The sequence below is a fragment of the Streptomyces sp. NPDC107517 genome (genome assembly GCF_055582645.1).
Genome location: NZ_JBVJPM010000003.1, coordinates 456,624 through 482,441, shown reverse-complemented (window position 1 = coordinate 482,441; position 25,818 = coordinate 456,624). Strand labels below are relative to the sequence as shown.

Below are 25,818 nucleotides of genomic sequence, written 5' to 3'. Positions count from 1 at the left end.
GCGCCGACAATTTCATGCGTGGACTATCCTGGGTTCAGCCGCTTCGGGACGGAGGAACCAGAGCCATGACCGCCACAGACCCCGCACTGACCGCCCTGGCCCAGGGCTGGTGCGCCCTCTCCCTGCTCCACGGGAGGATCGAGAGCCACATCGAGCGCGCTCTGCAGGCCAAGCACGACCTGAGCGTGCGCGAGTACTCGCTGCTCGATGTCCTCAGCCGCCAGCACGACGGTGAAGGCGGTCACCTGCAGATGAAGCAGGTCGCGGACGCCGTTGTCCTCAGCCAGAGCGCCACCACACGTCTGGTGACGCGTCTGGAGGACCGCGGTCTGCTCGCCCGCTACCTCTGCCCCACCGACCGTCGCGGCATCTACACGGACGTGAGCGAGACGGGACTGGCCCTGCTCGCCGATGCGCGGCCGACCAATGACACCGCCCTGCGCGAGGCACTCGACGAGGCGGCCAAGAACCCCGAACTCGCCCCGCTGGTCCGCGCGGTCGAAGCCGTACGCGTCCCCGCCTGAGACGTCACCCCGAAAGAAGCACCGGGGGGCCGCCCGGCGCCGGGCGGTCCAGGACTGACGACACCATCGCCGCATAGGCTGCGGCCATGGGAGATCTTGAGATACGGCCTGCCGTGGCCGCCGACATCCCGGCCATCGTGGAGATGCTGGCGGACGACCCCCTGGGCGCCCGCCGCGAGTCGCCGGACGACCTCACGCCATACCTGGAGGCGTACACGCGCATCGCCGGTGACCCGAACCAGCACCTGGCCGTCGCCGTGCGCGAGGGGCGCACTGTCGGCACCCTTCAGCTCACCGTCATCCCCGGGCTCTCCCGGAAGGGCTCCACGCGCTCGATCATCGAGAGCGTCCGCATCCACGCGGACGAGCGTGGCAGCGGGCTCGGCACGTTGCTCATCGAGTGGGCCGTGGAAGAGTCCCGTCGGCAGAACTGCCAGTTGGTGCAGCTGACCTCCGACGCAACCCGGACCGACGCCCATCGCTTCTACGAGCGACTGGGTTTCGAGGCCTCACATGTGGGCTTCAAGCTCCAGCTCTGACAACGCCGAGGGGCCGGGTGGTCGTCTGTTTCACGTGAAACAGACGACCACCCGGCCCCTTCACCATCCCGACCAGGAACTAGGCCGGACAGGAGCGATCCTGACCGGAAACAAGACCGGCTAGGACCGAGGAAGCCCTCGCCAGCCCTCCGGGTCCACACCGCCGGGAACCGGCGCCCCCTTCTCGTACGGCTCACGCGTGAAGACGAACGATCCGAGATCGAGATGGCTCACCGACCCGTCGGACCGGCGCTCGACGTGCAGGAGTTCCCCCGCGTAGTAGCCGTCCAGTCCGGTCCAGGTGCCGTCGCCGTTCGGGCGGAATCGCGAGTCCCGCGCCCCAACCGTCAGCGGTCCGAGCGAGACTCCTCCGTCGGCCGTCAGCCGCAGCACCGTGCTCTGTGTGCCCCAGTACCAGGGCCCGGCGAGCTCCAGCACCGTCACATCGACGTCCGGCAGGGGCCGCCACGGCTCGGGGATGCGCGGCTCGGCCTCGGCGACGATGCGGAGGAGGTCCGTGCTGACCGTCGATGCGGGCACGCCCGACGTGCAGTTGGCGAGCGTGACCGCGGCCAGACCGTCCTCCTCGCTCAGCCACAGCCCCGCCACGAACCCGGGGAGCGAACCACCGTGCCCGGCCAGCACCCGGCCGTTCCTCCGTGCCAGCTGAAGACCGAGGCCGTACGAGGTGTCCCAGTCCCCCGACAGCGTGGGCGCGGCGGGCGTACGCATCTCACGTACGGACTGCGCACTCAGAACCCGGTCGTCGCCCTCCATCAGGAATACAGCGAACCGCCCCAAGTCCGCTGCCGTCGACCAGAGTTGTCCCGCAGGAGCCATCAGACCCAGATCTTCCGCGGGCTCCGGCATCATCACATCGGCCCAGGGATGCACGGCCCAGCCACCGGCATGCGGGGCCTGCGGCTGCCCGCTCGTCCGGTCCAGACCGAGCGGCTCCAGGACCTCGCGACGCAGGACGTCCTCCCAGGGAGCACCGCGCAACGCCTCGACCAGCGAACCCAGCAGCGTGTAGCCGGGATTGGAGTAGTGATGCTGCTTGCCGACCGGATGCCTGAACGGCTTCTCGCCCAGCACATCGGCGAGCTCGGGACGCAGCGTGGAAGACGAACGCTCCCACCAAGGACCAGGAGTCTCGGCCGCCAACCCACTCGTGTGCGCCAGAAGTTCGGCGATGGTGACCTGCCCGGCGCCGGTGTCCGGCAGATGCTTCTCCAGCGGGTCCCCGAGGTCGAGCACACCCTCGTCCCGCAGCCTCAGCACCAGTACGGCCGTGAACGTCTTGGTGATCGAGCCGATCCGGTATTGCACGTGCTCGTCCGGAGCATGCCCGTCCACGCAGGTACGCCCACCGCTCCACACCAGCTCGCCGTCGCGAACGACCGCCGCCACCAGCGAAGGGGAACGGCCTTCCGCCTGAGCGGTGGCAATGTGGTGCAAGAGGGCTCGGCGCGTCGTGGGCAGCAGCTCTTCAGGGGATGTCGTCATGCCCCAAGTCCACCCCGCCGGCCGCCAGGCGTCGACCGCTTTTAGGCCTACAGCTCCAGGTCGCACGTCCATGCCGTGCGGTTGCGGTCGTGCGGGGGCAGGTCGTACGGGATCAGGTCTGCGCCATGTCCACGAAGCGCGAGTAGTGGCCCTGGAAGGCGACCGTGATCGTTGCCGTCGGACCGTTACGGTGCTTGCCCACGATGATGTCCGCCTCGCCGGCGCGGGGTGACTCCTTCTCGTAGGCGTCCTCGCGGTGGAGCAGGATCACCATGTCCGCGTCCTGCTCGATCGAGCCGGATTCACGCAGGTCGGACACCATCGGCTTCTTGTCCGTGCGCTGCTCGGGGCCACGGTTCAGCTGGGAGAGCGCGATGACCGGCACTTCCAGCTCCTTGGCGAGCAGCTTCAGATTTCGCGACATGTCCGAGACCTCCTGCTGACGACTCTCGGAGCGCTTCGAACCACCGGCCTGCATCAGCTGCAGATAGTCGATGATCACGAGCTTGATGTCATTGCGCTGCTTGAGGCGACGGCACTTCGCGCGGATCTCCATCATCGACAGGTTCGGCGAGTCGTCGATGTAGAGCGGTGCCGCCGAGACCTCGGGCATCCGGCGCGCGAGCCGGGTCCAGTCCTCGTCCGTCATGGTGCCGGAGCGCATGTGGTGCAGCGCGACCCGCGCCTCCGCGGACAGCAGACGCATCGCGATCTCGTTCCGGCCCATTTCCAGGGAGAAGATGACGCTGGGCAGGTTGTGCTTGATCGAGGCGGCCCGGGCGAAGTCCAGCGCGAGCGTGGACTTACCCATGGCAGGACGGGCGGCGATGACGATCATCTGGCCGGGGTGCAGGCCGTTCGTCAGGGAGTCGAAGTCGGTGAACCCGGTGGGCACACCGGTCATCTCGCCACTGCGGGAGCCGATCGCCTCGATCTCGTCGAGCGCGCCCTCCATGATGTCGCCGAGCGGGAGGTAGTCCTCGCTGGTGCGCTGCTCGGTGACCGCGTAGATCTCGGCCTGCGCACTGTTCACGATCTCGTCGACGTCGCCGTCGGCCGCGTATCCCATCTGCGTGATGCGCGTGCCCGCCTCGACGAGCCGACGCAGGACCGCACGCTCGTGGACGATCTCGGCGTAGTACTCGGCGTTCGCCGCCGTCGGAACCGTCTGGACGAGGGTGTGCAGATACGATGCGCCACCGACCTTGGTGATCTCGCCACGCTTGGTGAGCTCGGCCGCGACCGTGATCGGGTCGGCCGGCTCGCCCTTCGCATACAGGTCGAGAACCGCGGTGAAGATCGTTTCGTGCGCGGGGCGGTAGAAGTCGTGGCCCTTGATCACCTCGACGACGTCGGCGATCGCGTCCTTCGACAGGAGCATGCCACCGAGGACGGACTGCTCGGCGTCGAGGTCCTGGGGCGGTACCCGCTCGAAGGACGGAGCTCCGTCGTCCCAGCCGCCGTCGCCACCGCGGTCGTGCTGCTCCTCGCGCCCCCTCCCGCCGCTGCCACGCTGGCGGGAGACAGGCAGACGGTCACTGGGACCGCTGTCGGCCCAGGGGTCGTCCAAAGGCTCGGAGATACTCACCGGGCCACCTCCTCCAGTCCGCCGGGCGGACCTCGCCGTGCCCTCTTTCTTACGGCACGACACTGACAAATACGGGGACCCGACTCCGGTTCTGACGCGTCGGTTCATGACGTTTCCGAGGCCTGAAATCGTGGCGGGCGCCGCACCACGGTAGGCCCCTGGGCACCTTCAGCCAATCTGGTTATCCACAGGCGGTGTGGATGAAGGGCCTCTCGCTGTGGAGAACTCCGCAAAACCTGTGCACGACACGGTGGACAGCCTTGTGAACAAGCCCTCAGGAAGCGCGCAGAAACGTGCCTGACCTGCAACTTTCCCGTCCACTGGCTGTGCAGGAAAAATACTTTCCCGGTCGGCTCAAGATCGCCGTAAACGGTGCGTGACGCCGCGCCCGCTAGGCGCAAAAGTAAGGACTCAAAGGCGGTTGCATCTCTTACCTGTGGAAGATTACATTGGTGCTCATGACACAGGCTCCCGCGGCGACCAAGGCCGCCCGGCGTCGGCATGACCGCGAGATCGTCGCGCTGGCCGTCCCCGCCTTCGGCGCGCTCGTCGCCGAGCCTCTTTTCGTGATGGCCGACAGCGCCATCGTCGGACATCTGGGCACCGCACAGCTGGCCGGCCTTGCTGTCGCCTCGTCCCTCCTGATGACCGCCGTCAGCGTCTTTGTCTTTCTGGCCTACGCGACCACGGCCGCGGTGGCCCGCCGCGTCGGCGCCGGAGATCTGCAATCCGCGATCCGTCAGGGCATGGACGGGATCTGGCTCGCGTTCCTGCTCGGTGCCGCGGTCATCGCCGTTGTCCTTCCCACCGCTCCCACGCTCATCGAGTTGTTCGGTGCCTCGCACACCGCGGCGCCCTACGCGATCACCTATCTGCGGATCTCCTCGCTCGGCATCCCCGCGATGCTCGTCGTCCTCGCCGCGACAGGAGTCCTGCGTGGCCTCCAGGACACCAAGACCCCGCTCTATGTCGCGGTCGGAGGCTTCGTCGCCAACGGCGCACTCAACGCGGGGCTCGTCTACGGCGTCGGCCTCGGCATCGCAGGATCCGCCTGGGGCACCGTCGTCGCCCAGGTCGCCATGGCCGTCGTCTATCTTTTCGTCGTCGTACGCGGGGCCCGTCGTCACGGCGCTTCCCTGCGTCCCGACGCCGCCGGGATACGGGCCTGCGCCCAGGCAGGCGCGCCGCTGCTCGTCCGCACCCTCTCGCTGCGCGCCATCCTCATGATCGCCACCGCTGTTGCGGCCCGGCTCGGCGACGCGGACATCGCCGCGCACCAGATCATCATCTCCCTGTGGAGCCTGCTGGCGTTCGCGCTCGACGCCATCGCCATCGCGGGCCAGGCCATCATCGGGCGCTACCTCGGAGCGGGCGACGCCCAGGGCGCACGGGATGCCTGCCGCCGCATGGTGCAGTGGGGCATCGCCGCAGGAGTCGTCCTCGGACTCCTGGTGATCGTCTCCCGACCGCTCTTCATTCCACTGTTCACGAATGATCAGGTGGTGCAGAACGTGGCACTGCCCGCTCTCCTGATGGTCGCGCTGTCCCAGCCCATCTGCGGCATCGTCTTCGTTCTCGACGGGGTCCTGATGGGAGCGGGAGACGGTCCGTATCTCGCCTGGGCGATGCTCGCGACCCTGGCGGTCTTCACGCCGGTCGCCCTGCTGGTGCCGGTCTTCGGCGGGGGGCTCACCGCGCTGTGGGGCGCGATGACTTTGATGATGACCGTGCGGATGGTGACCCTGTGGCTGCGTTCGCGCTCCGGCCGTTGGATCGTCACGGGCGCCACGCGCTGACCCGTTTCACGTGAAACGGTGATTGTGAAACGCGTTGGGCCGCACCCCCGAGGGGTGCGGCCCAACGTTTGCTTCAGCTCTGCCAAGCGCAGTGCTTAGGCGGAGACGACCTCGACGCTGACCTTGGCGGCAACCTCGGGGTGCAGACGCACGGTCGCCTCGTGGGCGCCCAGCGTCTTGATCGGCGAGCCCAGCTCGACGCGTCGCTTGTCGACCTTCGGGCCACCAGCGGTCTCGATCGCCGAAGCGACGTCAGCCTGGGTGACGGAGCCGAAGAGACGACCGGCGTCGCCGGAGCGGACGGACAGGCGGACCTTGACGCCCTCGAGGCGGGCCTTGATCTCGTTGGCCTGCTCGATGGTCGCGATCTCGTGGATCTTGCGGGCGCGGCGGATCTGCGCCACGTCCTGCTCGCCACCCTTGGTCCAGCGGATCGCGAAACCACGCGGGACCAGGTAGTTGCGGGCGTAGCCGTCCTTGACGTCGACGACGTCGCCGGCGGTGCCGAGGCCGGAGACCTCGTGGGTCAGGATGATCTTCATTAGTCGGTCACCCTTTCCTTATCGCGCGGTGGACGTGTAGGGCAGCAGCGCCATCTCACGGCTGTTCTTCACGGCCGTGGCGACGTCACGCTGGTGCTGGGTGCAGTTGCCGGTCACGCGGCGGGCACGGATCTTGCCGCGGTCGGAAATGAACTTCCGCAGCATGTTCGTGTCCTTGTAGTCCACGTACGTGACCTTGTCCTTGCAGAAAGCGCAGACCTTCTTCTTAGGCTTGCGCACAGGCGGCTTCGCCATGGTGTTTCTCCTGTGTGATCAAGAAGTGTGGGTGCGGCCCACCCTTGGCCCTGGGGCCTAGAAGGGGGGCTCGTCCGAGTAGCCGCCGGAGGAGGAACCGCCGGAGCTTCCGCCCCAGCCGCCTCCGCCGCCCTGCTGGCCGCCACCGGCCGGCGCACCGGTCGCCCAGGGGTCATCGGCGGGAGCACCGCCACCCTGCTGCTGACCGCCACCGGAGCCACCGCCCCAGTTGCCGCCGCCCTGCTGGCCGCCGCCACCGCCGCCGTATCCGCCCTGGCCACCGCGACCGGTGGTCTTGGTGACCTTGGCCGTGGCGTTCTTCAGGCTGGCGCCGACTTCCTCGACGTCCAGCTCGTAGACCGTGCGCTTGACGCCCTCACGGTCCTCGTAGGACCGCTGCTTCAGCCGGCCCTGCACGATGACGCGCATGCCTCGCTGGAGCGACTCCGCGACGTTCTCCGCCGCCTGACGCCAGACCGAGCAGGTCAGGAACAGGCTCTCGCCGTCCTTCCACTCGTTCGTCTGACGGTCGAAGGTGCGGGGAGTGGACGCGACACGGAACTTCGCGACCGCCGCACCGGAAGGGGTGAAGCGCAGCTCGGGGTCGTCGACAAGATTGCCGACGACCGTGATGACGGTCTCGCCTGCCATGGGGGAACCTCTCGGCGGGTTTGCTGCTGGCTGCTTGCTGCTACTCGAAACCCGAGTGCCGCTGAGCTAGGAAGCTCAGTGGGTCTCGGGACGGAGGACCTTGGTCCGGAGGACCGACTCGTTCAGGTTCATCTGGCGGTCGAGCTCCTTGACGACCGCAGGCTCGGCCTGCAGGTCGATGACCGAGTAGATGCCCTCGGGCTTCTTCTTGATCTCGTACGAGAGACGACGACGGCCCCAGGTGTCGACCTTCTCAACCTTTCCGTTGGCCTCGCGGACAACGGAGAGGAAGTTCTCGATCAGCGGGGAGACAGCGCGCTCCTCGAGATCGGGGTCGAGGATGACCATCACTTCGTAGTGACGCATGTGGAACCCACCTCCTTTGGACTCAGCGGCCACGGTCGTTCCGTGGCAGGAGGGTCGTGATGCGTACGCAACGGTATCGGCGACCACTGACAATCGGGCCCCGCTGGCGGGGATCCCTGGTCAGGGCGTGAGCAGACACCGGTGCAGACGGTACAGACTACCCGCACCACGGCTTCCGGTTGAAATCCGACCGCGGGAGGGCACAATCTGTACACATCGGGTGTGTATGGCGCTACGATGCGCCGCCTTCCGCAGGAGGTGCCACATGGCACAGGCAATGCGACCCAATACCGCGACATCTCTCCTCGCCACGGACGGGAAGCCCCATCACCTTCAGGACTCGCTGGTCGCGGTGGCGATGGTTCTCGGGGCGATCGCCATCATCTCTTCGCTCTTCAGCAGCCTCCACCTGCTCAGCTCCTGGGCAGGGCTGATCGGCGTCCTGACCGCCGGATACGGCCAGTTCATCTCGGTGACGACGCGCGAGCGCTTCGGTCTCATCCTGGGCCTCGGCGCCTCGGCGATCGGCCTCTTCATCGGCATGGCCCACGGGGGTCTGTTCGGCGGCGTCGTCGGCTGACGGCCCGCGTAGCTCCCATAGGCCCATTCGGGGCGCTCCCAGGGCGCAGTAGGCTTCGGCGCGAGAGCCGGAGCCCTTGTACCCATGGGGACACACCAGCCCGAGGAGCGCCCCGAATGAGCCTGACCCTGAGGACCATCAGCCGAGAGCAGCATCTGGCATACATCCAGAGCCTGCCCTCGGCTAGCCACATGCAGGTCCCGGCATGGGCTGATGTGAAGGCGGAGTGGCGCTCCGAGAGCCTGGGATGGTTCGACGAGCGGAACGGCGAGATGGTCGGCGCGGGCCTGGTCCTGTACCGGCAGCTGCCCAAGATCAAGCGCTATCTCGCCTATCTTCCCGAGGGCCCGGTCATCAACTGGTTCGCTCCGAACCTCGACGACTGGATGCGTCCGATGCTGGCGCACCTCAAGCAGCAGGGCGCCTTCTCCGTGAAGATGGGCCCGCCGGTGATCATCCGGCGCTGGGAGGCCACATCGATCAAGAAGGGCATCCAGGACCCGGACGTCAAGCGCCTGCGCGACATCGAGGCCGACTTCATCGAGCCGCGCGCCTTCGAGGTCGCCGACAAGCTCCGCCGCATGGGCTGGCAGCAGGGCGAGGACGGCGGCGCCGGCTTCGGCGACGTACAGCCCCGCTACGTCTTCCAGGTGCCGCTGGCCAACCGCTCCCTCGAGGACGTGCACAAGGCCTTCAACCAGCTGTGGCGCCGCAACATCAAGAAGGCCGAGAAGGCCGGCGTCGAGGTCGTCCAGGGCGGCTACCAGGACCTCGCCGAGTGGCAGCGTCTCTACGAGATCACGGCTGTGCGCGACCACTTCCGGCCGCGCCCGCTGTCGTACTTCCAGCGCATGTGGACGGCCCTCAACAGTGAGGACCCCAACCGCATGCGGCTGTACTTCGCCCGCCACAACGGGGTGAACCTGTCGGCGGCGACGATGCTGGTGGTCGGGGGGCACGTCTGGTACTCCTACGGAGCCTCCGACAACATCGGCCGTGAGGTCAGGCCCTCGAACGCGATGCAGTGGCGGATGCTCCGCGACGCCTACGCGCTCGGCGCGACGGTCTACGACCTGCGCGGCATCAGTGACTCGCTCGACGAATCGGACCACCTCTTCGGTCTGATCCAGTTCAAGGTGGGCACCGGTGGGCAGGCTGCCGAGTACCTCGGCGAGTGGGACTTCCCGCTCAACAAGCTGCTGCACAAGGCCCTCGACATCTACATGTCGCGGCGCTGAGCCCCTCCCGGTCAGCCCGGCCCACACGGCCCGGGCGGACCCTGCACAATTCAGGTAGCTCCAAAGCTTCTCCATACCTCTGATACACCGCAGCCACGAGAAAGGTTCCGGGACCGGCCATGGCGCTCACGCTCTACGTCGACACCGCGCGCTGGCGGGCACACCACAAGCACGTGCTCGAGCAGTTTCCGGGGATCGTCCCGGTCTGCAAGGGCAACGGCTACGGCTTCGGCCATGAACGGCTCGCGGACGAGGCCACCCGCTTCGGCTCGGACGTCCTCGCCGTCGGCACGACCTACGAAGCCGCCCGGATCAAGGACTGGTTCAGCGGTGACCTGCTGGTCCTGACCCCGTTCCGGCGGGGCGAGGAGCCCGTGCCGCTGCCCGACCGTGTGATCCGCTCCGTCTCCTCCGTCGACGGCGTGCACGGCCTCGTCGGCGCCCGTGTCGTCGTCGAGGTGATGTCCTCGATGAAGCGGCACGGCGTGAGCGAGCAGGAACTGCCCCAGCTCCACTCCGCCATAGAGGACGTCCGGCTCGAGGGCTTCGCGATCCACCTGCCCCTGGACCGCACCGACGGCTCCGACGCCGTCGAGGAGGTCATCGGCTGGATGGACCGTCTGCGCGCGGCCAGGCTGCCGCTGCACACGATGTTCGTCAGCCACCTCAAGGCCCAGGAACTCGCCCGCCTTCAGCAGCAGTTCCCGCAGACCCGGTTCCGGGCGCGCATCGGCACGAGGCTCTGGCTGGGCGACCACGACGCCACCGAGTACCGCGGCGCGATCCTGGACGTGACCCGCGTCGCCAAGGGTGACCGCTTCGGTTACCGCCAGCAGAAGGTCGCCTCGGACGGCTGGCTCGTGGTCGTCGCCGGCGGTACGTCGCACGGCGTGGGCCTGGAGGCTCCCAAGGCGCTGCACGGCGTCATGCCGCGCGCCAAGGGCGTCGCCCGCGCGGGCCTCGCGACCGTCAACCGGAACCTGTCGCCGTTCGTCTGGGGCGGTAAGCAGCGCTGGTTCGCGGAGCCCCCGCACATGCAGGTCTCGATCCTCTTCGTGCCGTCCGACGCCCCCGAGCCCCGGGTGGGCGAGGAGCTGGTGGCCCATCTGCGGCACACCACCACGCAGTTCGACCGGATCCTCGACCGCTGACCGAGGCTTGGAACAGGCCGGGCACGCGGACAAACGAAAAGGGCCGGACACCATCGCGGTGTCCGGCCCTTTTCATGCGTTCGCTCAGAGCGAACGCTCTTCGTCCTTGCCCCAGCCCCAACTCACTTGTGGCCGCTCCTCGTTGTGCACCGCGTGCCGTGGGGGATGGGCGGCGCGTCCGAGCACGAACACGTCCGGCGCTCCGTCCAGGACACCGCCCGACGGGTCGTCATCCCCGGAGCGTCTGACCACGTCCCGTTCCGGCATCAGGATGTCGCGCACGATCACCGCGCACAGGTAGAGCGTGCCCAGCAGGTGGATGAGGATGACGAGGTGGTAGCCGTCCGTGGGCAGCCCTCGGTGCTTGTCACCGCTCGTGGTGTACGCGAGGTACATCCAGATCCCCAGGAAGTACGCGACCTCACACGCCTGCCAGATCAACAGATCCCGCCAGCGCGGCCGGGCGAGGGCCGCGAAGGGGATCAGCCACAGGACGTACTGCGGCGAGTAGACCTTGTTGGTGAGGATGAAGGCGGCAACGACCAGGAAGGCCAGTTGTGCGAGGCGGGGCCGGCGTGGCGCCGTCAGGGCGAGCGCGGTGATACCCAGACAGGCCAGGACCATCAGCACCATCGCGTAGGTGTTGGCGTCGTCGGGGCTGATCTGCGCGTCCCACCGCTGCTGGATGATGAGCCAGACGGACCCGAAGTCGACGCCGCGTTCCTGGCTGAAGCGGTAGAACTTCGACCAGCCCTCGGGGGCGAGCAGCATCACCGGCAGGTTCACGACGAGCCACGCGCCCACCGAGCCGGCCAGGGCCTTCCCGAAGTCGCGCCAGCGTCCGGCGCGCCAGCAGAGCAACAGCAGCGGGCCGAGCACCAGGAACGGATAGAACTTCGCGGCCGTGGCCAGACCCAGCAGGACCCCGAAGGCGACCGGCCGGCCCCGCGACCACATCAGCATCGCGGCCGCTGTGAGGGCCACGGCGAGCAGATCCCAGTTGATGGTGGAGGTCAGCGCGAACGCGGGCGCAAGGGCGACCAGGAGGCCGTCCCAGGGGCGTCGCCGATGGGTGCGAGTCACGCAGATGGCGATCGCCACCGCGCAGATCATCAGCATCCCGGCGTTGACCATCCAGTACACCTTCTCCAGGTGCTGAATGGAGCCGCCGCCCAAGGTGAGCCAGGACGCGACCTCCATGAACACACCGGTCAGCACCGGGTACTCGAGGTAGTCCATGTCGCCGGGCAGCTTGTCGAAGTACGGCACCAGGCCGTCGGCGAAGCCCCGCCCCTGATAGAGGTGCGGGATGTCCGAGTAGCAGGCGTGCGTGTACTGCGAGCTGGCACCGAAGAACCACGCGCCGTCGTAGCAGGGGAACTTCTGCACCATGCCCAGCGCGAACATGCCGATCATCACCAGCGCGATGACGCGTACAGGGGTCCACCAGGAGCTCCCGAGCAGCGCCCATCGTCCGATGGGTCCGCCGATCAGCTCGCTTCCCGCTGCGGCGACCTCGTCCTCCTTGGTCGGCCGTACCGGGTCCGGCTGTTGCACACGCGTGCGCGTCGTCTCTGCACTGGGCATGCCGCACATCCTGCCGTACGCGCCTGAGAACGGGGCGAGGGCCGCCGCACCCGATCGGTGCGGCGGCCCTCACTTGGTAGAGATCACGCTCTGTTTCACGTGGAACACGCAGCGTTTCACGTGAAACAGGCAGCGTGGGATCCCTTCCGGCTAGCCCGTTGGGCCTCCGAAGATGCCTCCGTTGCCATTTCCGTTGTTGCCACCGTTGCCGCCGTTACCTCCTGGCGACGGCGAGTTGGTCACGCCTCCGTCGGTACCGCCTGTGGGTGTCTCACCGGTGCCACCGTCCGACGTTCCGCCGTTCTGGTTGCAGTTCCACGACCAGCTGCTGCAGGACTCGCTGGTCGACGGCGACGGGCCGGGGGAGGACTGACTGGGCGACGGTTCCACCGTTGCCGAGTCCGAGGGAGAAGGAGTTGCCGAGGGAGTGATGCTCGGGCTCGGAGTGGCGCCGACGATGGTGCCGATGGGCTCGGGCGTGGGGAACGGCATGGGCTGCGTCCCCTTGAGGGCCTCCATCATGTAGTCGTGCCAGATCTCGGACGGGAACGAGGCACCGTGGATCTTCTCCTGGTTACCCGTGCCGTACATCTCCAAGAACTGGCGCTTCTTGCTGTTCTCGTCGTCGTCCATCCGGTACATCGTGATCGCCGTCGAGAGCTGGGGGGTGTACCCCACGAACCAGGCCGACTTGTTGCCGTCGGTCGTACCGGTCTTGCCCGCGACCTGGCGGCCGGGCAGCTTCGCGTTGGTACCCGTTCCCTTGTCGACGACGGTCCTCAGGACGTCGGTGACGTTGTTGGCGACCGCCGGCTGGAAGGCCCTGACCGACTCCTTCTCGTGCCGGTAGACCGTGTCGCCTTGGTAGTCGACCGACGTCACGGAGAACGGATCGTTCCGCTGCCCGCTGGCCGCGAAGGTGCCGTAGGCGCCAGCCATGCGGATCGCGCTCGGATCGGAGGTGCCCAGGGAGAAGGACGGATAGTTGGCGCTCGCGAAGCTGGTGTCCTTGATGCCCGCGTCGCTTGCGGCCTTCTTCACCTTGTCCAGGCCCACGTCCATGCCCAGCTGGACGTAGGCGGAGTTGACGGACTCCCGCATCGCCTCACGAAGGTCGATCTGGAAGGTCGGCCGGTTGTAGGACTCCCCGCCGTCGTTCGTCTGGAGCCACTCCTTGCCGTCCTTGTCCGTCCAGACCTCGCCGTTGTACTTCTTGATCTTCAGCTTGTTCTGGCCGCTGTAGAGACTCTTCGGGGAGACCGGGATGCGCGTCCCTTCACCTTGTTCCTCGCCCCCCTTGGGGTCGCGGACGCCGTCCCTCATCGCGGCAGCCAGCACGAACGGCTTGAATGTCGAGCCGACCTGCGCACCGGTCTGGTCGGCATTGTTCGTGTAGTGCGTTGTCGCGTCCTCACCGCCGTAGATGGCCTCGATCGCGCCGCTCGTGGGGTTCACCGAGGCTCCGCCGAACTGGACGTACTTGTCCGTCTTCGGGCGGAGTTTTTGGTTGATGTTCTCCTTGCGGACCTTCTTCACGGCGTCTTCGAGCTTTTTCACCTTCGTCTGGTCGAAGGTGGTGTGGATCTCGTAGCCGCCCTTCTGCAGGTCGAGGGCGGTGATCTTGCCGTCGCTGTTGTTGATCACGTAGGCCTTCGCGAGGTCCACGAGATAGCCGGTCTGGCCACCCAGTGAGGGGTTGGACCGCGGGTTCTGCAGATGGGGGAACTCGCTGTAATCGCGTCGCTTCGCGGCGCTCAGGTGCTGGTCCTTGACCTCTTCGTCAAGGATCCAGCGCCAGCGCTTCTCGGCTCGGATCTTGTTCTTCTGGGGTGTCGCCTGGACCGGGTCGATCTCAGGCGCACCGGCGGGGTCGTAGTACGTGGCGCCCTTGAGCACCGAGGCCAGGAAGGCGCACTGGCTCGCATTGAGCCCGGAGGCGTCCTTGTCGAAATACGTCCGGGCGGCCGCCTGAATCCCGTAGGCACCGCGTCCGTAGTACGCGGTGTTCAGGTAGCCGGCCATCACCTTCTCCTTGGGCTCCGTACGGCCCACCTTTATGGAGACGAACAGCTCCTTGACCTTGCGCGAGATCGTCTGCGACTGGTCGTCGAGCATCGCGTTCTTCACGTACTGCTGGGTGATGGTCGAGCCGCCCTGCGTCGCGCCGCCCTTGGCCATGTTGACGAACGCGCGGGCGATGCCCATGGGGTCGACGCCCTTGTCCGTCTCGAACGTCTTGTTCTCGGCGGACATGACGGCGTACCGCATGGCCTCGGGGATCTCTTCGTACTTGATGATCTGCCGGTTCGTCTCGCCACCGGTCGAGACCATCGGCTTGCCGTTGGCCCAGTAGTAGACGTTGTTCTGGGCCTTGGCCGTGTCCGCCGTTTTCGGGACGTCCACCAGGGCGTACCCGATGCCCGCCGCGGCCATGAGGCTGCCGCAGAGAGCGACGAAGAGACCCGTCACCAGGCGCCAGGACGGCAGCCAGCGGTGCACCCCGTACTTGTCGGAGCGCGGGTAGTCGATGAATCTCTTCTTCTGCGGCGGTCGTGAGGGGCCGCGACCCCTGCCGCGCCCCGGCCCGCTCGATCCCTCGGGGCCACCTCCACCGCGGCGGCCGCCGCCTCCGCGGCCACCGCCGCCGTCGGGTGCCTTCCTGCGGCCCCCTCCGGCGCTGCGCTGCGCGGCTCGGCGCGCTTCCGCCCGGCCTCCGTACGGGCGGTCGTCGCCCGTGGAGCCGGACGGTCCTGCGGACCCCGGTGTTCCATATGCATCAGAAGGTGATCCGGTGGCGTCACGCGGTGCCGCGCGACGGCCCGGCGATGCGCCGGACGTGCCGCGACGGGCCGCGGCACGTCCGCCGCCCTGTGGCTGCGGCGGTTTGCGACGGTGCTCGCTCATCGAACGACTACTCCTCGGGCAGGCGCTGTGATACGCGCCTGGAAACGGCGGCTGGTTTCCGGTCCCCCCGAAATACGGATGCGCCCCTTCTGGCACTCACCCGCAATGCACCGGGGACAACGACGCCCACAGGTGTCACTTGGTTCCCGGCGGTCTGCATGGCGGACAGACTACGCACCGCCAAAACCCGCCTAGGGGGGAAGTTCACCCCAAATCAGGCAACTCGCTTGGTATGAATCGGTGATGTGACGCCGTTCACCGTGATCCCTCTTGTCCCATCCGTGGGGCCGTTCTATCGTCGTGATGTATCGAGTCGATACATCAGCTCGGCATAAAGAGTCCGTAAGAGGTCGTGACACCGACCGCGGCAGAGGAGGAGGCGACGATGAGCCGACGTTCCGGCATCCTCGAGTTCGCCGTCCTCGGACTGCTCCGCGAGTCCCCGATGCACGGCTACGAGCTGCGGAAACGACTCAATACATCGCTGGGGGTCTTCCGCGCCTTCAGCTACGGGTCCCTCTACCCCTGCCTCAAGACGCTGGTCGTAAGCGGCTGGTTGATCGAGGAATCGGGGAGCACACCCGAGGACGCCCTCGCCGCACCTCTCGCAGGGCGTCGCGCCAAGATCGTCTACCGGTTGACGGCGGAAGGTAAGGAGCACTTCGAGGAGCTGCTCTCGCAGACCGGCCCGGACGCATACGAGGACGAGCACTTCGCCGCGCGCTTCGCCTTCTTCGGGCAGACCTCGCGTGACGTACGCATGCGCGTGCTCGAAGGCCGTCGCAGCCGACTCGAGGAGCGCCTCGAAAAGATGCGCATCTCTTTCGCCCGCACCCGGGAACGTCTTGACGACTACACCCTTGAGCTCCAGCGGCACGGAATGGAATCCGTGGAGCGCGAAGTGCGCTGGCTGAACGAGCTCATCGAGAGCGAGCGGGCGGGGCGGGATCAGCGGCGATCCGACCCCTCCGACGCAGCTCAGCAGGACACATCTGGAGAGACGGGCGGCCTGCCCCGGCACCGGGACAGCACCCGGCCGGATCCGTCCGACGACACCGCCACGTGAGGCCCATTCGGGGTTTCACCGATACACACAGGGAGCAACCGGAATGGGTTCGGTTCGCGTAGCCATCGTCGGCGTGGGCAACTGCGCCGCCTCGCTGGTCCAGGGCGTCGAGTACTACAAGGACGCCGACCCGGACACCAAGGTCCCGGGTCTGATGCACGTCCAGTTCGGCGACTACCACGTACGTGACATCGAGTTCGTCGCCGCCTTCGACGTCGACGCGAAGAAGGTCGGCCTCGACCTCTCCGACGCCATCGGTGCCAGCGAGAACAACACCATCAAGATCTGCGACGTACCGAACACGGGCGTGACCGTCCAGCGCGGCCACACCCACGACGGCCTGGGCAAGTACTACCGCCAGACCATCGAGGAGTCCGCCGAGGCCCCGGTCGACGTCGTCCAGGTCCTCAAGGACAAGCAGGTCGACGTTCTGATCTGCTACCTGCCCGTCGGTTCCGAGGACGCCGCGAAGTTCTACGCGCAGTGCGCCATCGACGCCAAGGTCGCCTTCGTCAACGCCCTTCCGGTCTTCATCGCCGGCACCAAGGAGTGGGCTGACAAGTTCACCGAGGCGGGCGTGCCGATCGTCGGTGACGACATCAAGTCCCAGGTCGGCGCCACCATCACGCACCGCGTCATGGCGAAGCTGTTCGAGGACCGCGGTGTCCGTCTCGAGCGCACCATGCAGCTGAACGTCGGCGGCAACATGGACTTCAAGAACATGCTCGAGCGCGAGCGCCTGGAGTCCAAGAAGATCTCGAAGACGCAGGCCGTCACCTCGCAGATCCCCGACCGTGAACTGGGCGAGAAGAACGTCCACATCGGCCCGTCGGACTACGTCCAGTGGCTCGACGACCGCAAGTGGGCCTACGTCCGCCTCGAGGGCCGCGCCTTCGGTGACGTTCCGCTGAACCTGGAGTACAAGCTCGAGGTCTGGGACTCCCCGAACTCCGCGGGTGTCATCATCGACGCCCTGCGCGCCGCGAAGATCGCCAAGGACCGCGGCATCGGCGGCCCGATCCTCTCCGCGTCCTCGTACTTCATGAAGTCCCCGCCGGTTCAGTACTTCGACGACGAGGCCTACGCGAACGTCGAGAAGTTCATCAAGGGCGAGGTCGAGCGCTAACCACACACAGTGCGGCGCGCACCAGTGGTAACGCGCCTCTGCTTGTGGGCTGTTGAGGTCCCCGGATGCACCTGGTGTGCACCCGGGGACCTTTCCCGTGTGTGAGGCTGTGCTCCATGGCTGTCGTCCGTGACCTGCGGGTACTCCTGCGCTTGAGAGACTTCCGGCGCCTGTTGGCGCTGCGGCTGCTCTCGCAGGGCGCGGACGGCGTCTACCAGGTCGCACTGGCCACCTATGTGGTGTTCTCGCCGGAGAAACAGACATCGGCCGGCGCCATCGCCTCGGCCATGGCCGTGCTGCTTCTCCCGTACTCGGTCGTCGGCCCGTTCGCGGGCGTCCTCCTCGACCGCTGGCGCCGGCGCCAGGTCTTCCTCTACGGCAACCTCCTGCGGACCGTCCTGGCGTCCGTAACGGCCGTCCTGATGCTCGGCAATGCGCCGGACTGGCTCTTCTACGCCTCCGCCCTGTGCGTCACCGCCGTCAACCGGTTCATCCTCTCCGGGCTCTCCGCCGCCATGCCGCGCCTGGTCGACGCCGAGCGCCTGGTGATGGCGAACTCGGTCTCGCCGACGGCGGGCACCCTCGCCGCCACGCTGGGCGGCGGACTCGCGTTCGCCGTGCGGCTGCTCATCTCGGACTCCGACGCCCTCGTGGTGCTCGTCGGGGCGGCCCTCTACCTGTGCGCGGCGCTCGCCTCCCTGCCCATGTCCGCGGAACTGCTCGGTCCGGACGCGGAGTTGGTGCGTCCGGGCCTGCGGACGGCGCTCACCGGCACGGCGCAGGGGCTCGCCTCGGGCGTACGTCATCTGACCGCGCGCCCCGCGGCAGCCCGCGCCCTGGCAGCCATGACGCTGATGCGCTTCTGCTACGGGGCGCTGACCGTCATGGTCCTCATGCTCTGCCGCTACTCCTGGTCGTCCACGGAGTCCGACGGACTGGCCCTGCTGGGCCTCGCCGTGGCGATCTCGGGGGCCGGATTCTTCGCCGCCGCCGTGGTCACGCCCTGGGCCGCGGGGCGGCTGGGCCCCGCGGGGTGGATCATCGCCTGCGCGGCGGCGGCAGCCGTCCTCGAACCTGCCCTCGGACTCCCGTTCGCACCCGCCCCCATGATGGCCGCCGCCTTCGTCCTGGGCCTGACGACCCAGGGAGCGAAAATCGCCACCGACACGATCGTGCAGTCCTCGGTGAACGACGGCTTCCGTGGCCGAATCTTCTCCGTTTACGACGTGCTGTTCAACGTCGCGTTCGTCGGCGCGGCCTCAGTGGCCGCACTGATGCTGCCTCCTGACGGACAGTCGGTCCCGCTGGTACTCACAGTGGCCCTGATCTACGCGGCGATTGCTGGCGCTATGGCACGATTCGACACCCAGTAAGTGTCACATCAATGACACAGAGCCCCTCCCGACTTCAGAGTTGCCAGTCGGTACGGATAACTTACGGGCGTCTTATCCGCGCCATCGCGCCTAAGTTCGAGGGGGACCCCCAAAGTGACCACTCCGCCGCCGCAGGGCCAGAATCCGTTCGCCCAGGGCCAGCAGCCCTCTGGCCCGCCGCAGGGCGGTCCGTACACTCCGGCCGCCGGCCAGCCCGGGGTTCCCCAGCAGCCGTACCCGCCGCACGCGCCGGGTACGCCCATCCCGCCCGGGCGCCCGTCGGGCAGCGGTAAGAAGAAGGCCCTGCGCATCGTCGCGCTGATCGTGGTCGCCATCGCGCTCTACGGCGTGAAGTGGTACCTCGGCCAGAGCGACGCCGAGACGTCCGCGGTCGGCAGCTGCCTGCACAACAACGGCACGACGTCCGCTCCGAAGCTGAAGGACGTCGACTGCTCCTCGAGCGACTCCGAGTACAAGGTCATCGAGAAGTTCGACGGCACCAGCGACGTCAAGAAGTGCAACTCGGTTCAGGGCACCGAGGTCTCCTACTACCAGAGCGGTGGCAGCCACGACGTGGTGCTCTGCCTGAAGGAAACCAAGTAAGACCTCGCATCACCATGCCGAAGGGCGCTGTTTCACGTGAAACAGCGCCCTTCGGTATGTCTGCCCCGGGTCCATGTTTCACGTGAAACATGGACCCGGTTCACTCACTCGGCGTTCTACTGTGCCGCCCACCACTCCTTGAGCGCCGCCACCGCCGCGTCATGCTCCATCGGCCCGTTCTCGAGCCGCAGTTCCAGCAGGAACTTGTACGCCTGCCCGATCGCCGGCCCCGGCTTGATGCCCAGGATCTCCTGGATCTGATTGCCGTCGAGGTCGGGGCGGATCGAGTCCAGCTCCTCCTGCTCCTGGAGCCGCGCGATGCGCTCTTCCAGGCCGTCGTACGCGCGCCCCAGCGCGTTCGCCTTCCGCTTGTTGCGCGTCGTGCAGTCGGAGCGGGTCAGCTTGTGCAGCCGGTCAAGCAGCGGACCCGCATCACGGACGTAGCGGCGGACGGCGGAGTCGGTCCACTCGCCGGTGCCGTATCCGTGGAAGCGCAGGTGCAGCTCGACCAGTCGCGAGACGTCCTTCACGAGCTCATTGGAGTACTTCAGCGCTGTCATGCGCTTCTTCGTCATCTTGGCGCCCACCACCTCGTGGTGGTGGAAGGAGACCCGGCCGTCGCCCTCGAAGCGCCGCGTCTTCGGCTTGCCGATGTCGTGCAGCAGCGCCGCGAGACGGAGCACGAGATCCGGGCCGTCCGACTCCAGCGCCATCGCCTGCTCGAGGACGATCAGCGTGTGGTCGTAGACGTCCTTGTGCCGGTGGTGCTCGTCCCGCTCAAGGCGCAGCTCGGGCAGCTCGGGCAGGACATGGGCGGCGAGGCCCGTGTCCACGAGGAGGGTGAGGCCCTCGCGCGGATGTGCGGAGAGGATCAGCTTGTTCAGCTCGTCCCGCACCCGCTCCGCGGAGACGATCTCGATGCGGTCGGCCATGTCCTTCATCGCCTTGACGACCTCGGGGGCCACCTCGAAGTCGAGCTGCGCGGCGAACCGCGCGGCCCGCATCATCCGCAGCGGGTCGTCGGAGAAGGACTCCTCGGGGGTTCCGGGCGTGCGCAGTACGCGCTCGGCAAGGTCGTCGAGCCCGCCGTGCGGGTCGATGAACTCCTTCTCCGGCAGGGCCACGGCCATCGCGTTCACGGTGAAGTCGCGACGCACGAGGTCTTCCTCGATGGAGTCGCCGTACGAGACCTCGGGCTTGCGGGAGGTCCTGTCGTACGCCTCGGAGCGGTACGTGGTGACCTCGATCTGGTAGCCGTCCTTCTGGCAGCCGACCGTCCCGAAGGCGATCCCGACCTCCCACACGGCATCCGCCCAAGGCCTGACGATCTTGAGCACATCTTCGGGACGCGCGTCCGTGGTGAAGTCCAGATCGTTGCCGAGCCTGCCGAGGAGTGCATCCCTGACCGAGCCGCCGACCAGGGCGAGGGAGAACCCCGCCTCACGGAATCGACGGGCGAGGTCGTCGGCGACAGGGGCCACCCGCAGCAGCTCGCTCACCGCGCGGCGCTGCACCTGGCTCAGGGCACTGGGATTGTCTTCATTGGCGTTCGGCACAACAGAAAAGGGTACGTGGCCCGAGCCCGGGGTTCCGCCTCGTTTTCCCTGGGTGTGCGCGGGCCCTGCCGGATGCCCCCTACCCTGTCTTCCGATCATGTGGAGCAGTCCGCGGCACTTCGCCACAGCGCACCTCGTTACCATGCGTGGACTATCCGACGACCACTGACGACGACGAGGGACGGATGAGCGCGTGGCCGAGGCGGCAGACTTCCCAGGGATGACTCCCTCACGTGCCCGTCGAAGGTGGCGGCGTACGGGGGCGTTGCTCGCCGGAGCGCCTCTGCTGGCCGCCCTGACCTTGTTCGGCGGCTCCCCCGGATATGCCTCCCCGCAGACGCCGGCGGCCGACGCGATCGGCACGAGCACCGTCGATGTCGCCGTGAACTCGCTCACTCCGAGCGCACCGGTGGACGGCGACACGGTCACTGTCACCGGCACACTCACGAACGACGGCAAGCAGACCGTCTCGAACGCCCACGTGGCGCTCCGCCTCGGTTCCCCCCTCGGCGGGCGGGCCTCGATCGACAACGCATCCCGGCACGCGGCAGGAGGGGTGCCGGACGGCACGGAGATCGGCGGCAAGTACGCCAAGAAGATCTCCAGGCTGGCTCCTGGAGCGACGCAGGGCTTCAGCCTGTCCGTCCCCGTCAAGGAGATGGATCTCGGCGCCGACGGCGTCTACCAGCTCGGTGTCGCGCTGACCGGCCAGACGGAGACACAGCCGTACCAGCAGACGCTGGGCATCCAGCGGACCTTCCTCCCCTGGCAGCCCGAGGCCGCGGACACGAAGACGAAGATGACGTTCCTGTGGCCGCTCATCTCGCAGACCCACCTCACGGCGGAGACGGGATCGGACGAGCAGCAGACGCGCGTCTTCCACGACGACAGCCTCGCCAAGGAGATCGCTCCGGGCGGGCGCCTCCAGCAGATGCTGTCCCTGGGTACCGCCCTCGACGTGACCTGGGTGATCGACCCCGACCTCCTGGCCTCGGTCGACGCCATGACGCGGCCGTACAAGATCAAGGAGCCGGACGGCACCGAGATCAACGGCAAGAATCAGGCGGTCGCCAAGCAGTGGCTGAACGACCTGAAGAACGCCGTCGCCGACCAGAAGGTCGTCGCCCTCCCCTTCGCCGACCCGGATCTCGCGTCGCTGGCCCACAACGGCACGAAGGTGACCGGTTCCCTCGGGCACCTCAAGGACGCCACCGATGCGGCCTCCACGACCGTGGAGACCGTCCTGCACGTCAAGCCGGACACGAGCTACGCCTGGCCCGCCGACGGCGCGATCGACCCGAGCATCGTCAGTGTCGCGACGTCCGCCGGCGCCGACAAGGTCATCGCCCGCAGTGACAGCCTCGAGGAGCCCCGCGGCCTGCCGTACACGCCGTCGGCGGCCCGCCCCATCGGCCGCGGCACGACGGCCGTGGTGACCGACGCACGGCTGTCGGAGGCCTTCCAGGGCGATATGACGAAGGCCGAGGACTCGACGCTCGCCGTGCAGCAGTTCCTCGCGCAGAGTCTGACGATCAACCTTCAGGAGCCGGACAACGAGCGCAACATCGTGGTCGCGCCGCAGCGCATGCCTTCCGCCAGCCAGGCGCAGTCCATGGCGCGGGCGCTCAAGGCAGAGCAGGGCAGCAGCTGGTCGGAGTCCGAGGACCTGGCCGCCGCCACGAAGGCGAAGCCCGACCCCGAAGCGACGACCCGGGTCCCCTCCTCCCGGTCCTACCCCTCGTACCTGCGCAAGCAGGAACTGCCCCAGTCGGCTTTCCAGGCGATCCAGGACACCCAGACCAAGCTCACCAACTTCCAGGTGATCCTCTCCGACCCGTCCCGAGTGGTGACGCCGTTCGGACGGGCCATGGACCGCCAGATGTCCACGTCCTGGCGGGGCCGCCCCGCCGAGGCGCAGGCGTACCGCGACGGCGTCGCCGATTACCTCTCGGCGCTCACCAAGCAGGTCAGGCTCATCGACAAGTCCGAGGCGAAGCTGTCCGGGCGCAGTGCGACGATCCCGGTGACGGTCCAGAACAACCTGGTGCAGGGCGTCGAGCACCTCCGCCTGCGCCTCACGTCGACGAACGGCACCCGCCTCAAGATCGGCGACGGACCGTACGACGAGCAGCCGGTGAAGGTCGCCGGCGGGCACAGCCAGTCGGTGAAGTTCACGACCACCTCCAACGCCAACGGCAGGGTCCCGGTCTTCGCTCAGCTGTACACGGAGGACGGCCAGCCCTACGGCGCCGAGGTCCGGTTCGACGTGAACGTCACCGAGATCACGCCTACCGTGATGCTCGTCATGGCCGGCGGCGTCCTGCTCCTCGTCCTGGCCGGGTTCCGCATGTACACGCAGCGCAAGCGTGCCGCCGCGCAACGCGCCGAGGAAGGGCCTGACGACGGTACGAACGGGGAGTCGGGCTCCGAGCCCGGGGAAGGCGACCCCGAGCAGCCGAGTGACCCGACACCGGACACCGCTCCGGAAAGCACGGACCCGTCCGGCACGGGTGAGAGAGTGGACCGTTGAGCGATGTCGTGGCCGTGGGCCCGGGGACTATGAGGTGGGGTAACCATGAACGCGCCGTACGACGGTGACCGTGGCCAGGACCCGGGCGGCTCAGCCTCGGCCGGGAGCCCGCCCTCTGGTCATCAGGGAGCGCCGGGCCAGGTCCCGCCGTCCCACCCCGCCCCGGACGCGTATCCGCAGGACGCGTACTTCCAGGACGCCTACGACCAGGATCCGTACCGGGCCCAGGACCTCACTGCCCAGGATCCGGTGACGGAGGCGCTCTACGACCGTGCCGCGCATCCTCCGCCGCCTCCGGGCACCTATGAGGCTCCTCAGCCGCTCTACGCCCCGCCGCCCGCGGCCCAGTACCCCCCGGACCCGCGCGTGTGGGCCCAGACGCCGGCTCCCGAGCCGGAGGGCCCCTCGCAGCTCCTTCCCTACGGCGACGACGCCCGGACCACGCAGTTCCTGGGCGTCGACGATCTGATGACGCAGGCCGGCGAGGAGCAGCACGAGCCCGACGCCTTCGCTCACCTCTTCCGCGACCAGCAGAGCAACGGCGGCGGCCGTCCGCCGGCCGACGCCCCCGGCGTTCCGGCGCCCACCGCCGGAACGGCGCAGCCTCCCGTCCAGGGCGGCACGCCTGCACCTGCCCCCGCCCCTGCGAAGGGGGGCCGCGCGTCGAGCCTCCTGAAGTCGAGTGCCGTCATGGCGGCGGGCACCCTGGTCTCACGCCTCACCGGTTTCGTACGCACCGTGGTCATCACGGCGGCTCTCGGCTCCGCGCTGCTCGGTGACGCCTGGACGGTGGCGTACACCCTGCCGACGATGATCTACATCCTGACCGTCGGTGGCGGCCTCAACTCGGTGTTCGTGCCGCAGCTCGTGCGGTCCATGAAGGAAGACGAGGACGGCGGCGAGGCCTACGCCAACCGCCTGCTGACGCTCGTCATGGTCGCGCTCGGCGTGATCGTCGCCGTGGCGGTCTTCGCGTCGCCGCTCCTCATCCGGCTGATGTCGACCTCCATCGCCAACAATCCGGACGCGAACAACGTCGCCGTCACCTTCGCCCGCTACTGCCTGCCCACGATCTTCTTCATGGGCGTGCACGTGGTCATGGGCCAGATCCTGAACGCCCGCGGAAAGTTCGGCGCGATGATGTGGACCCCGGTCCTGAACAACATCGTCATGATCTTCACGTTCGGCATGTTCATCTACGTCTACGGCACCGCGGCAGATTCTCAGCTGCGTGTCGACACGATCCCCGCGGACGGCGTCCGGCTACTCGGCATCGGCACCCTGCTCGGTCTGACCGTGCAGGCGCTGGCGATGATCCCGTACCTGCGCGAGACCGGCTTCCGGTTCCGGCTGCGGTTCGACTGGAAGGGCCACGGCCTCGGCAAGGCGGTCAAGCTCGCCAAGTGGACCGTGCTGTTCGTCCTCGCCAACCAGGCGGGCGTCCTCGTCGTCACCCAGCTCGCCACCGCCGCGGGCAAGGAGTCCGACCTGTCCGGCGCGGGCATCATGGGCTACTCGAACGCCCAGCTGATCTGGGGCATGCCGCAGGCGATCATCACCGTCTCCGTCATGGCGGCGATGCTGCCGCGGATCTCGCGCGCGGCCCACGACGGCGACCCCGGAGCGGTCCGCGACGACATCTCGCAGGGCCTGCGCACCTCCGCGGTCGCGATCGTCCCGGTCGCCTTCATGTTCGTCGCCCTCGGCGTCCCGATGTGCACCCTGCTCTTCGGGTCCAGCGGCGCCGACGGCGCCCGCTCCATGGGCTACATCCTCATGGCGTTCGGCCTCGGCCTGATCCCGTACTCCGTGCAGTACGTCGTGCTGCGCGGCTTCTACGCGTACGAGGACACCCGGACGCCCTTCTACAACACGGTCATCGTGGCCGCCGTCAACGCGGCCGCGTCGGGGATCGCCTACCTCCTGCTGCCCGCCCAGTGGGCCGTGGTCGGCATGGCCGCCTCGTACGGTCTCGCGTACGCGATCGGTGTGGGCGTCGCCTGGCAGCGCCTGCGCAAGCGTCTCGGCGGTGACCTGGACGGCTCTCAGGTCATCCGTACGTACGCCCGCCTCTGCATGGCCTCGATCCCGGGAGCCGTCGTCGGCGGCGCGGTAGGTTTCCTGATCATGGGTGCGCTCGGCAGCGGCGCGGCTGGTTCGATCGCGGCGCTGATCGTGGGCGGGGCCGTACTGCTGGGCGTCTTCTACGTCGCCGCCCGGCGCATGCGGATCGAAGAGCTCAACTCGATGGTCGGAATGGTCCGCGGGCGCCTCGGCCGCTAGCGGACCGGCGGGCCGCACAACCATCGCGGGCTGCCGCGTGTCGTGCTTATCGCC

The 25,818-nt window shown here is 67.9% G+C and carries 21 protein-coding genes; 12 read left to right on the top strand and 9 right to left on the bottom strand.

The genetic code is table 11. The features are described 5' to 3' along the window. The first annotated feature begins 65 nt into the window (after window positions 1-65). Together ACZ67T_RS09955 and ACZ67T_RS09950 are read left to right on the top strand one after the other, a co-directional pair. Complete coding sequence (locus tag ACZ67T_RS09955) at window positions 66-524, top strand: MarR family winged helix-turn-helix transcriptional regulator (RefSeq protein WP_469982867.1); 459 nt, start codon at window positions 66-68, stop codon at window positions 522-524. 86 nt (window positions 525-610) lie between these two features. Continuing rightward, window positions 611-1,063, top strand: a complete 453-nt coding sequence (locus ACZ67T_RS09950) for a GNAT family N-acetyltransferase (RefSeq protein ID WP_469982865.1) — start codon at window positions 611-613, stop codon at window positions 1,061-1,063. A gap of 120 nt (window positions 1,064-1,183) precedes the next feature. Here ACZ67T_RS09950 and ACZ67T_RS09945 read toward each other — a convergent pair whose 3' ends face one another. Continuing rightward, the gene (locus ACZ67T_RS09945; RefSeq protein ID WP_469982864.1) at window positions 1,184-2,569 is read right to left on the bottom strand and encodes a serine hydrolase domain-containing protein; all 1,386 of its coding nucleotides are present in this window, start codon (window positions 2,567-2,569) and stop codon (window positions 1,184-1,186) included. Between the two features lie 112 nt (window positions 2,570-2,681). Then, entirely contained in the window at window positions 2,682-4,157 is a 1,476-nt protein-coding gene (gene dnaB, locus ACZ67T_RS09940) for a replicative DNA helicase (protein ID WP_469982862.1), read from the bottom strand. Between the two features lie 458 nt (window positions 4,158-4,615). On the opposite strand from dnaB, the gene ACZ67T_RS09935 reads away from it, so the two are divergent. Then, complete coding sequence (locus tag ACZ67T_RS09935; protein WP_469982860.1) at window positions 4,616-5,953, top strand: MATE family efflux transporter; 1,338 nt, start codon at window positions 4,616-4,618, stop codon at window positions 5,951-5,953. Between the two features lie 95 nt (window positions 5,954-6,048). Here ACZ67T_RS09935 and rplI read toward each other — a convergent pair whose 3' ends face one another. The 4 genes from rplI to rpsF form a co-directional block, all read right to left on the bottom strand. Then, entirely contained in the window at window positions 6,049-6,495 is a 447-nt protein-coding gene (gene rplI / locus ACZ67T_RS09930) for a 50S ribosomal protein L9 (protein WP_266672314.1), read from the bottom strand. An 18-nt stretch (window positions 6,496-6,513) separates the two neighbouring features. Further along, window positions 6,514-6,750, bottom strand: coding sequence for a 30S ribosomal protein S18 (gene rpsR, locus ACZ67T_RS09925; protein ID WP_003949403.1), 237 nt, complete (start codon window positions 6,748-6,750; stop codon window positions 6,514-6,516). Window positions 6,751-6,807: 57 nt separating this feature from the next. After that, window positions 6,808-7,401 (bottom strand): single-stranded DNA-binding protein, encoded by a 594-nt coding sequence (locus ACZ67T_RS09920; RefSeq protein WP_469982859.1) that lies wholly within the window; start codon window positions 7,399-7,401, stop codon window positions 6,808-6,810. A 75-nt stretch (window positions 7,402-7,476) separates the two neighbouring features. Next, the gene (gene rpsF / locus ACZ67T_RS09915) at window positions 7,477-7,767 is read right to left on the bottom strand and encodes a 30S ribosomal protein S6 (protein ID WP_052578287.1); all 291 of its coding nucleotides are present in this window, start codon (window positions 7,765-7,767) and stop codon (window positions 7,477-7,479) included. 265 nt (window positions 7,768-8,032) lie between these two features. Here rpsF and ACZ67T_RS09910 point away from each other — a divergent pair, with 265 nt between their 5' ends. From ACZ67T_RS09910 to ACZ67T_RS09900, 3 genes are all read left to right on the top strand, one after another. After that, entirely contained in the window at window positions 8,033-8,347 is a 315-nt protein-coding gene (locus ACZ67T_RS09910; RefSeq protein WP_469982857.1) for a hypothetical protein, read from the top strand. 116 nt (window positions 8,348-8,463) lie between these two features. Continuing rightward, window positions 8,464-9,585, top strand: a complete 1,122-nt coding sequence (gene femX, locus ACZ67T_RS09905; protein WP_329572206.1) for a peptidoglycan bridge formation glycyltransferase FemX — start codon at window positions 8,464-8,466, stop codon at window positions 9,583-9,585. A 119-nt stretch (window positions 9,586-9,704) separates the two neighbouring features. Continuing rightward, window positions 9,705-10,736, top strand: a complete 1,032-nt coding sequence (locus tag ACZ67T_RS09900; protein ID WP_326774958.1) for an alanine racemase — start codon at window positions 9,705-9,707, stop codon at window positions 10,734-10,736. A gap of 84 nt (window positions 10,737-10,820) precedes the next feature. On the opposite strand, the gene ACZ67T_RS09895 is transcribed toward ACZ67T_RS09900, so the two are convergent. Together ACZ67T_RS09895 and ACZ67T_RS09890 are read right to left on the bottom strand one after the other, a co-directional pair. Continuing rightward, the gene (locus tag ACZ67T_RS09895) at window positions 10,821-12,332 is read right to left on the bottom strand and encodes a glycosyltransferase family 87 protein (RefSeq protein WP_469982855.1); all 1,512 of its coding nucleotides are present in this window, start codon (window positions 12,330-12,332) and stop codon (window positions 10,821-10,823) included. A gap of 141 nt (window positions 12,333-12,473) precedes the next feature. Further along, the gene (locus ACZ67T_RS09890) at window positions 12,474-15,227 is read right to left on the bottom strand and encodes a transglycosylase domain-containing protein (RefSeq protein ID WP_469982853.1); all 2,754 of its coding nucleotides are present in this window, start codon (window positions 15,225-15,227) and stop codon (window positions 12,474-12,476) included. A 385-nt stretch (window positions 15,228-15,612) separates the two neighbouring features. Here ACZ67T_RS09890 and ACZ67T_RS09885 point away from each other — a divergent pair, with 385 nt between their 5' ends. The 4 genes from ACZ67T_RS09885 to ACZ67T_RS09870 all read left to right on the top strand — a co-directional run bounded on the left by ACZ67T_RS09885 (window position 15,613) and on the right by ACZ67T_RS09870 (window position 19,395). Next, window positions 15,613-16,293 carry a PadR family transcriptional regulator gene (locus tag ACZ67T_RS09885; protein WP_453466078.1) on the top strand — a complete coding sequence of 227 codons (681 nt, stop codon included), beginning with the start codon at window positions 15,613-15,615 and terminating at the stop codon, window positions 16,291-16,293. A 43-nt stretch (window positions 16,294-16,336) separates the two neighbouring features. After that, a complete protein-coding gene (locus ACZ67T_RS09880; protein ID WP_469982851.1) occupies window positions 16,337-17,419 on the top strand; it encodes an inositol-3-phosphate synthase in 1,083 nt (360 codons plus the stop codon). A gap of 116 nt (window positions 17,420-17,535) precedes the next feature. Then, window positions 17,536-18,792: an MFS transporter gene (locus ACZ67T_RS09875; RefSeq protein WP_469982849.1), complete on the top strand. Its 1,257-nt coding sequence runs from the start codon at window positions 17,536-17,538 to the stop codon at window positions 18,790-18,792. Window positions 18,793-18,906: 114 nt separating this feature from the next. Further along, window positions 18,907-19,395, top strand: a complete 489-nt coding sequence (locus ACZ67T_RS09870; RefSeq protein WP_469982847.1) for an LppU/SCO3897 family protein — start codon at window positions 18,907-18,909, stop codon at window positions 19,393-19,395. Between the two features lie 116 nt (window positions 19,396-19,511). On the opposite strand, the gene ACZ67T_RS09865 is transcribed toward ACZ67T_RS09870, so the two are convergent. Beyond that, window positions 19,512-20,951, bottom strand: coding sequence for a CCA tRNA nucleotidyltransferase (locus ACZ67T_RS09865; RefSeq protein WP_469982846.1), 1,440 nt, complete (start codon window positions 20,949-20,951; stop codon window positions 19,512-19,514). A gap of 193 nt (window positions 20,952-21,144) precedes the next feature. Here ACZ67T_RS09865 and ACZ67T_RS09860 point away from each other — a divergent pair, with 193 nt between their 5' ends. Next, window positions 21,145-23,481: a DUF6049 family protein gene (locus ACZ67T_RS09860; protein ID WP_469982844.1), complete on the top strand. Its 2,337-nt coding sequence runs from the start codon at window positions 21,145-21,147 to the stop codon at window positions 23,479-23,481. 45 nt (window positions 23,482-23,526) lie between these two features. After that, window positions 23,527-25,764, top strand: a complete 2,238-nt coding sequence (gene murJ / locus ACZ67T_RS09855; RefSeq protein WP_469982843.1) for a murein biosynthesis integral membrane protein MurJ — start codon at window positions 23,527-23,529, stop codon at window positions 25,762-25,764. Window positions 25,765-25,818 lie beyond the last annotated feature (54 nt).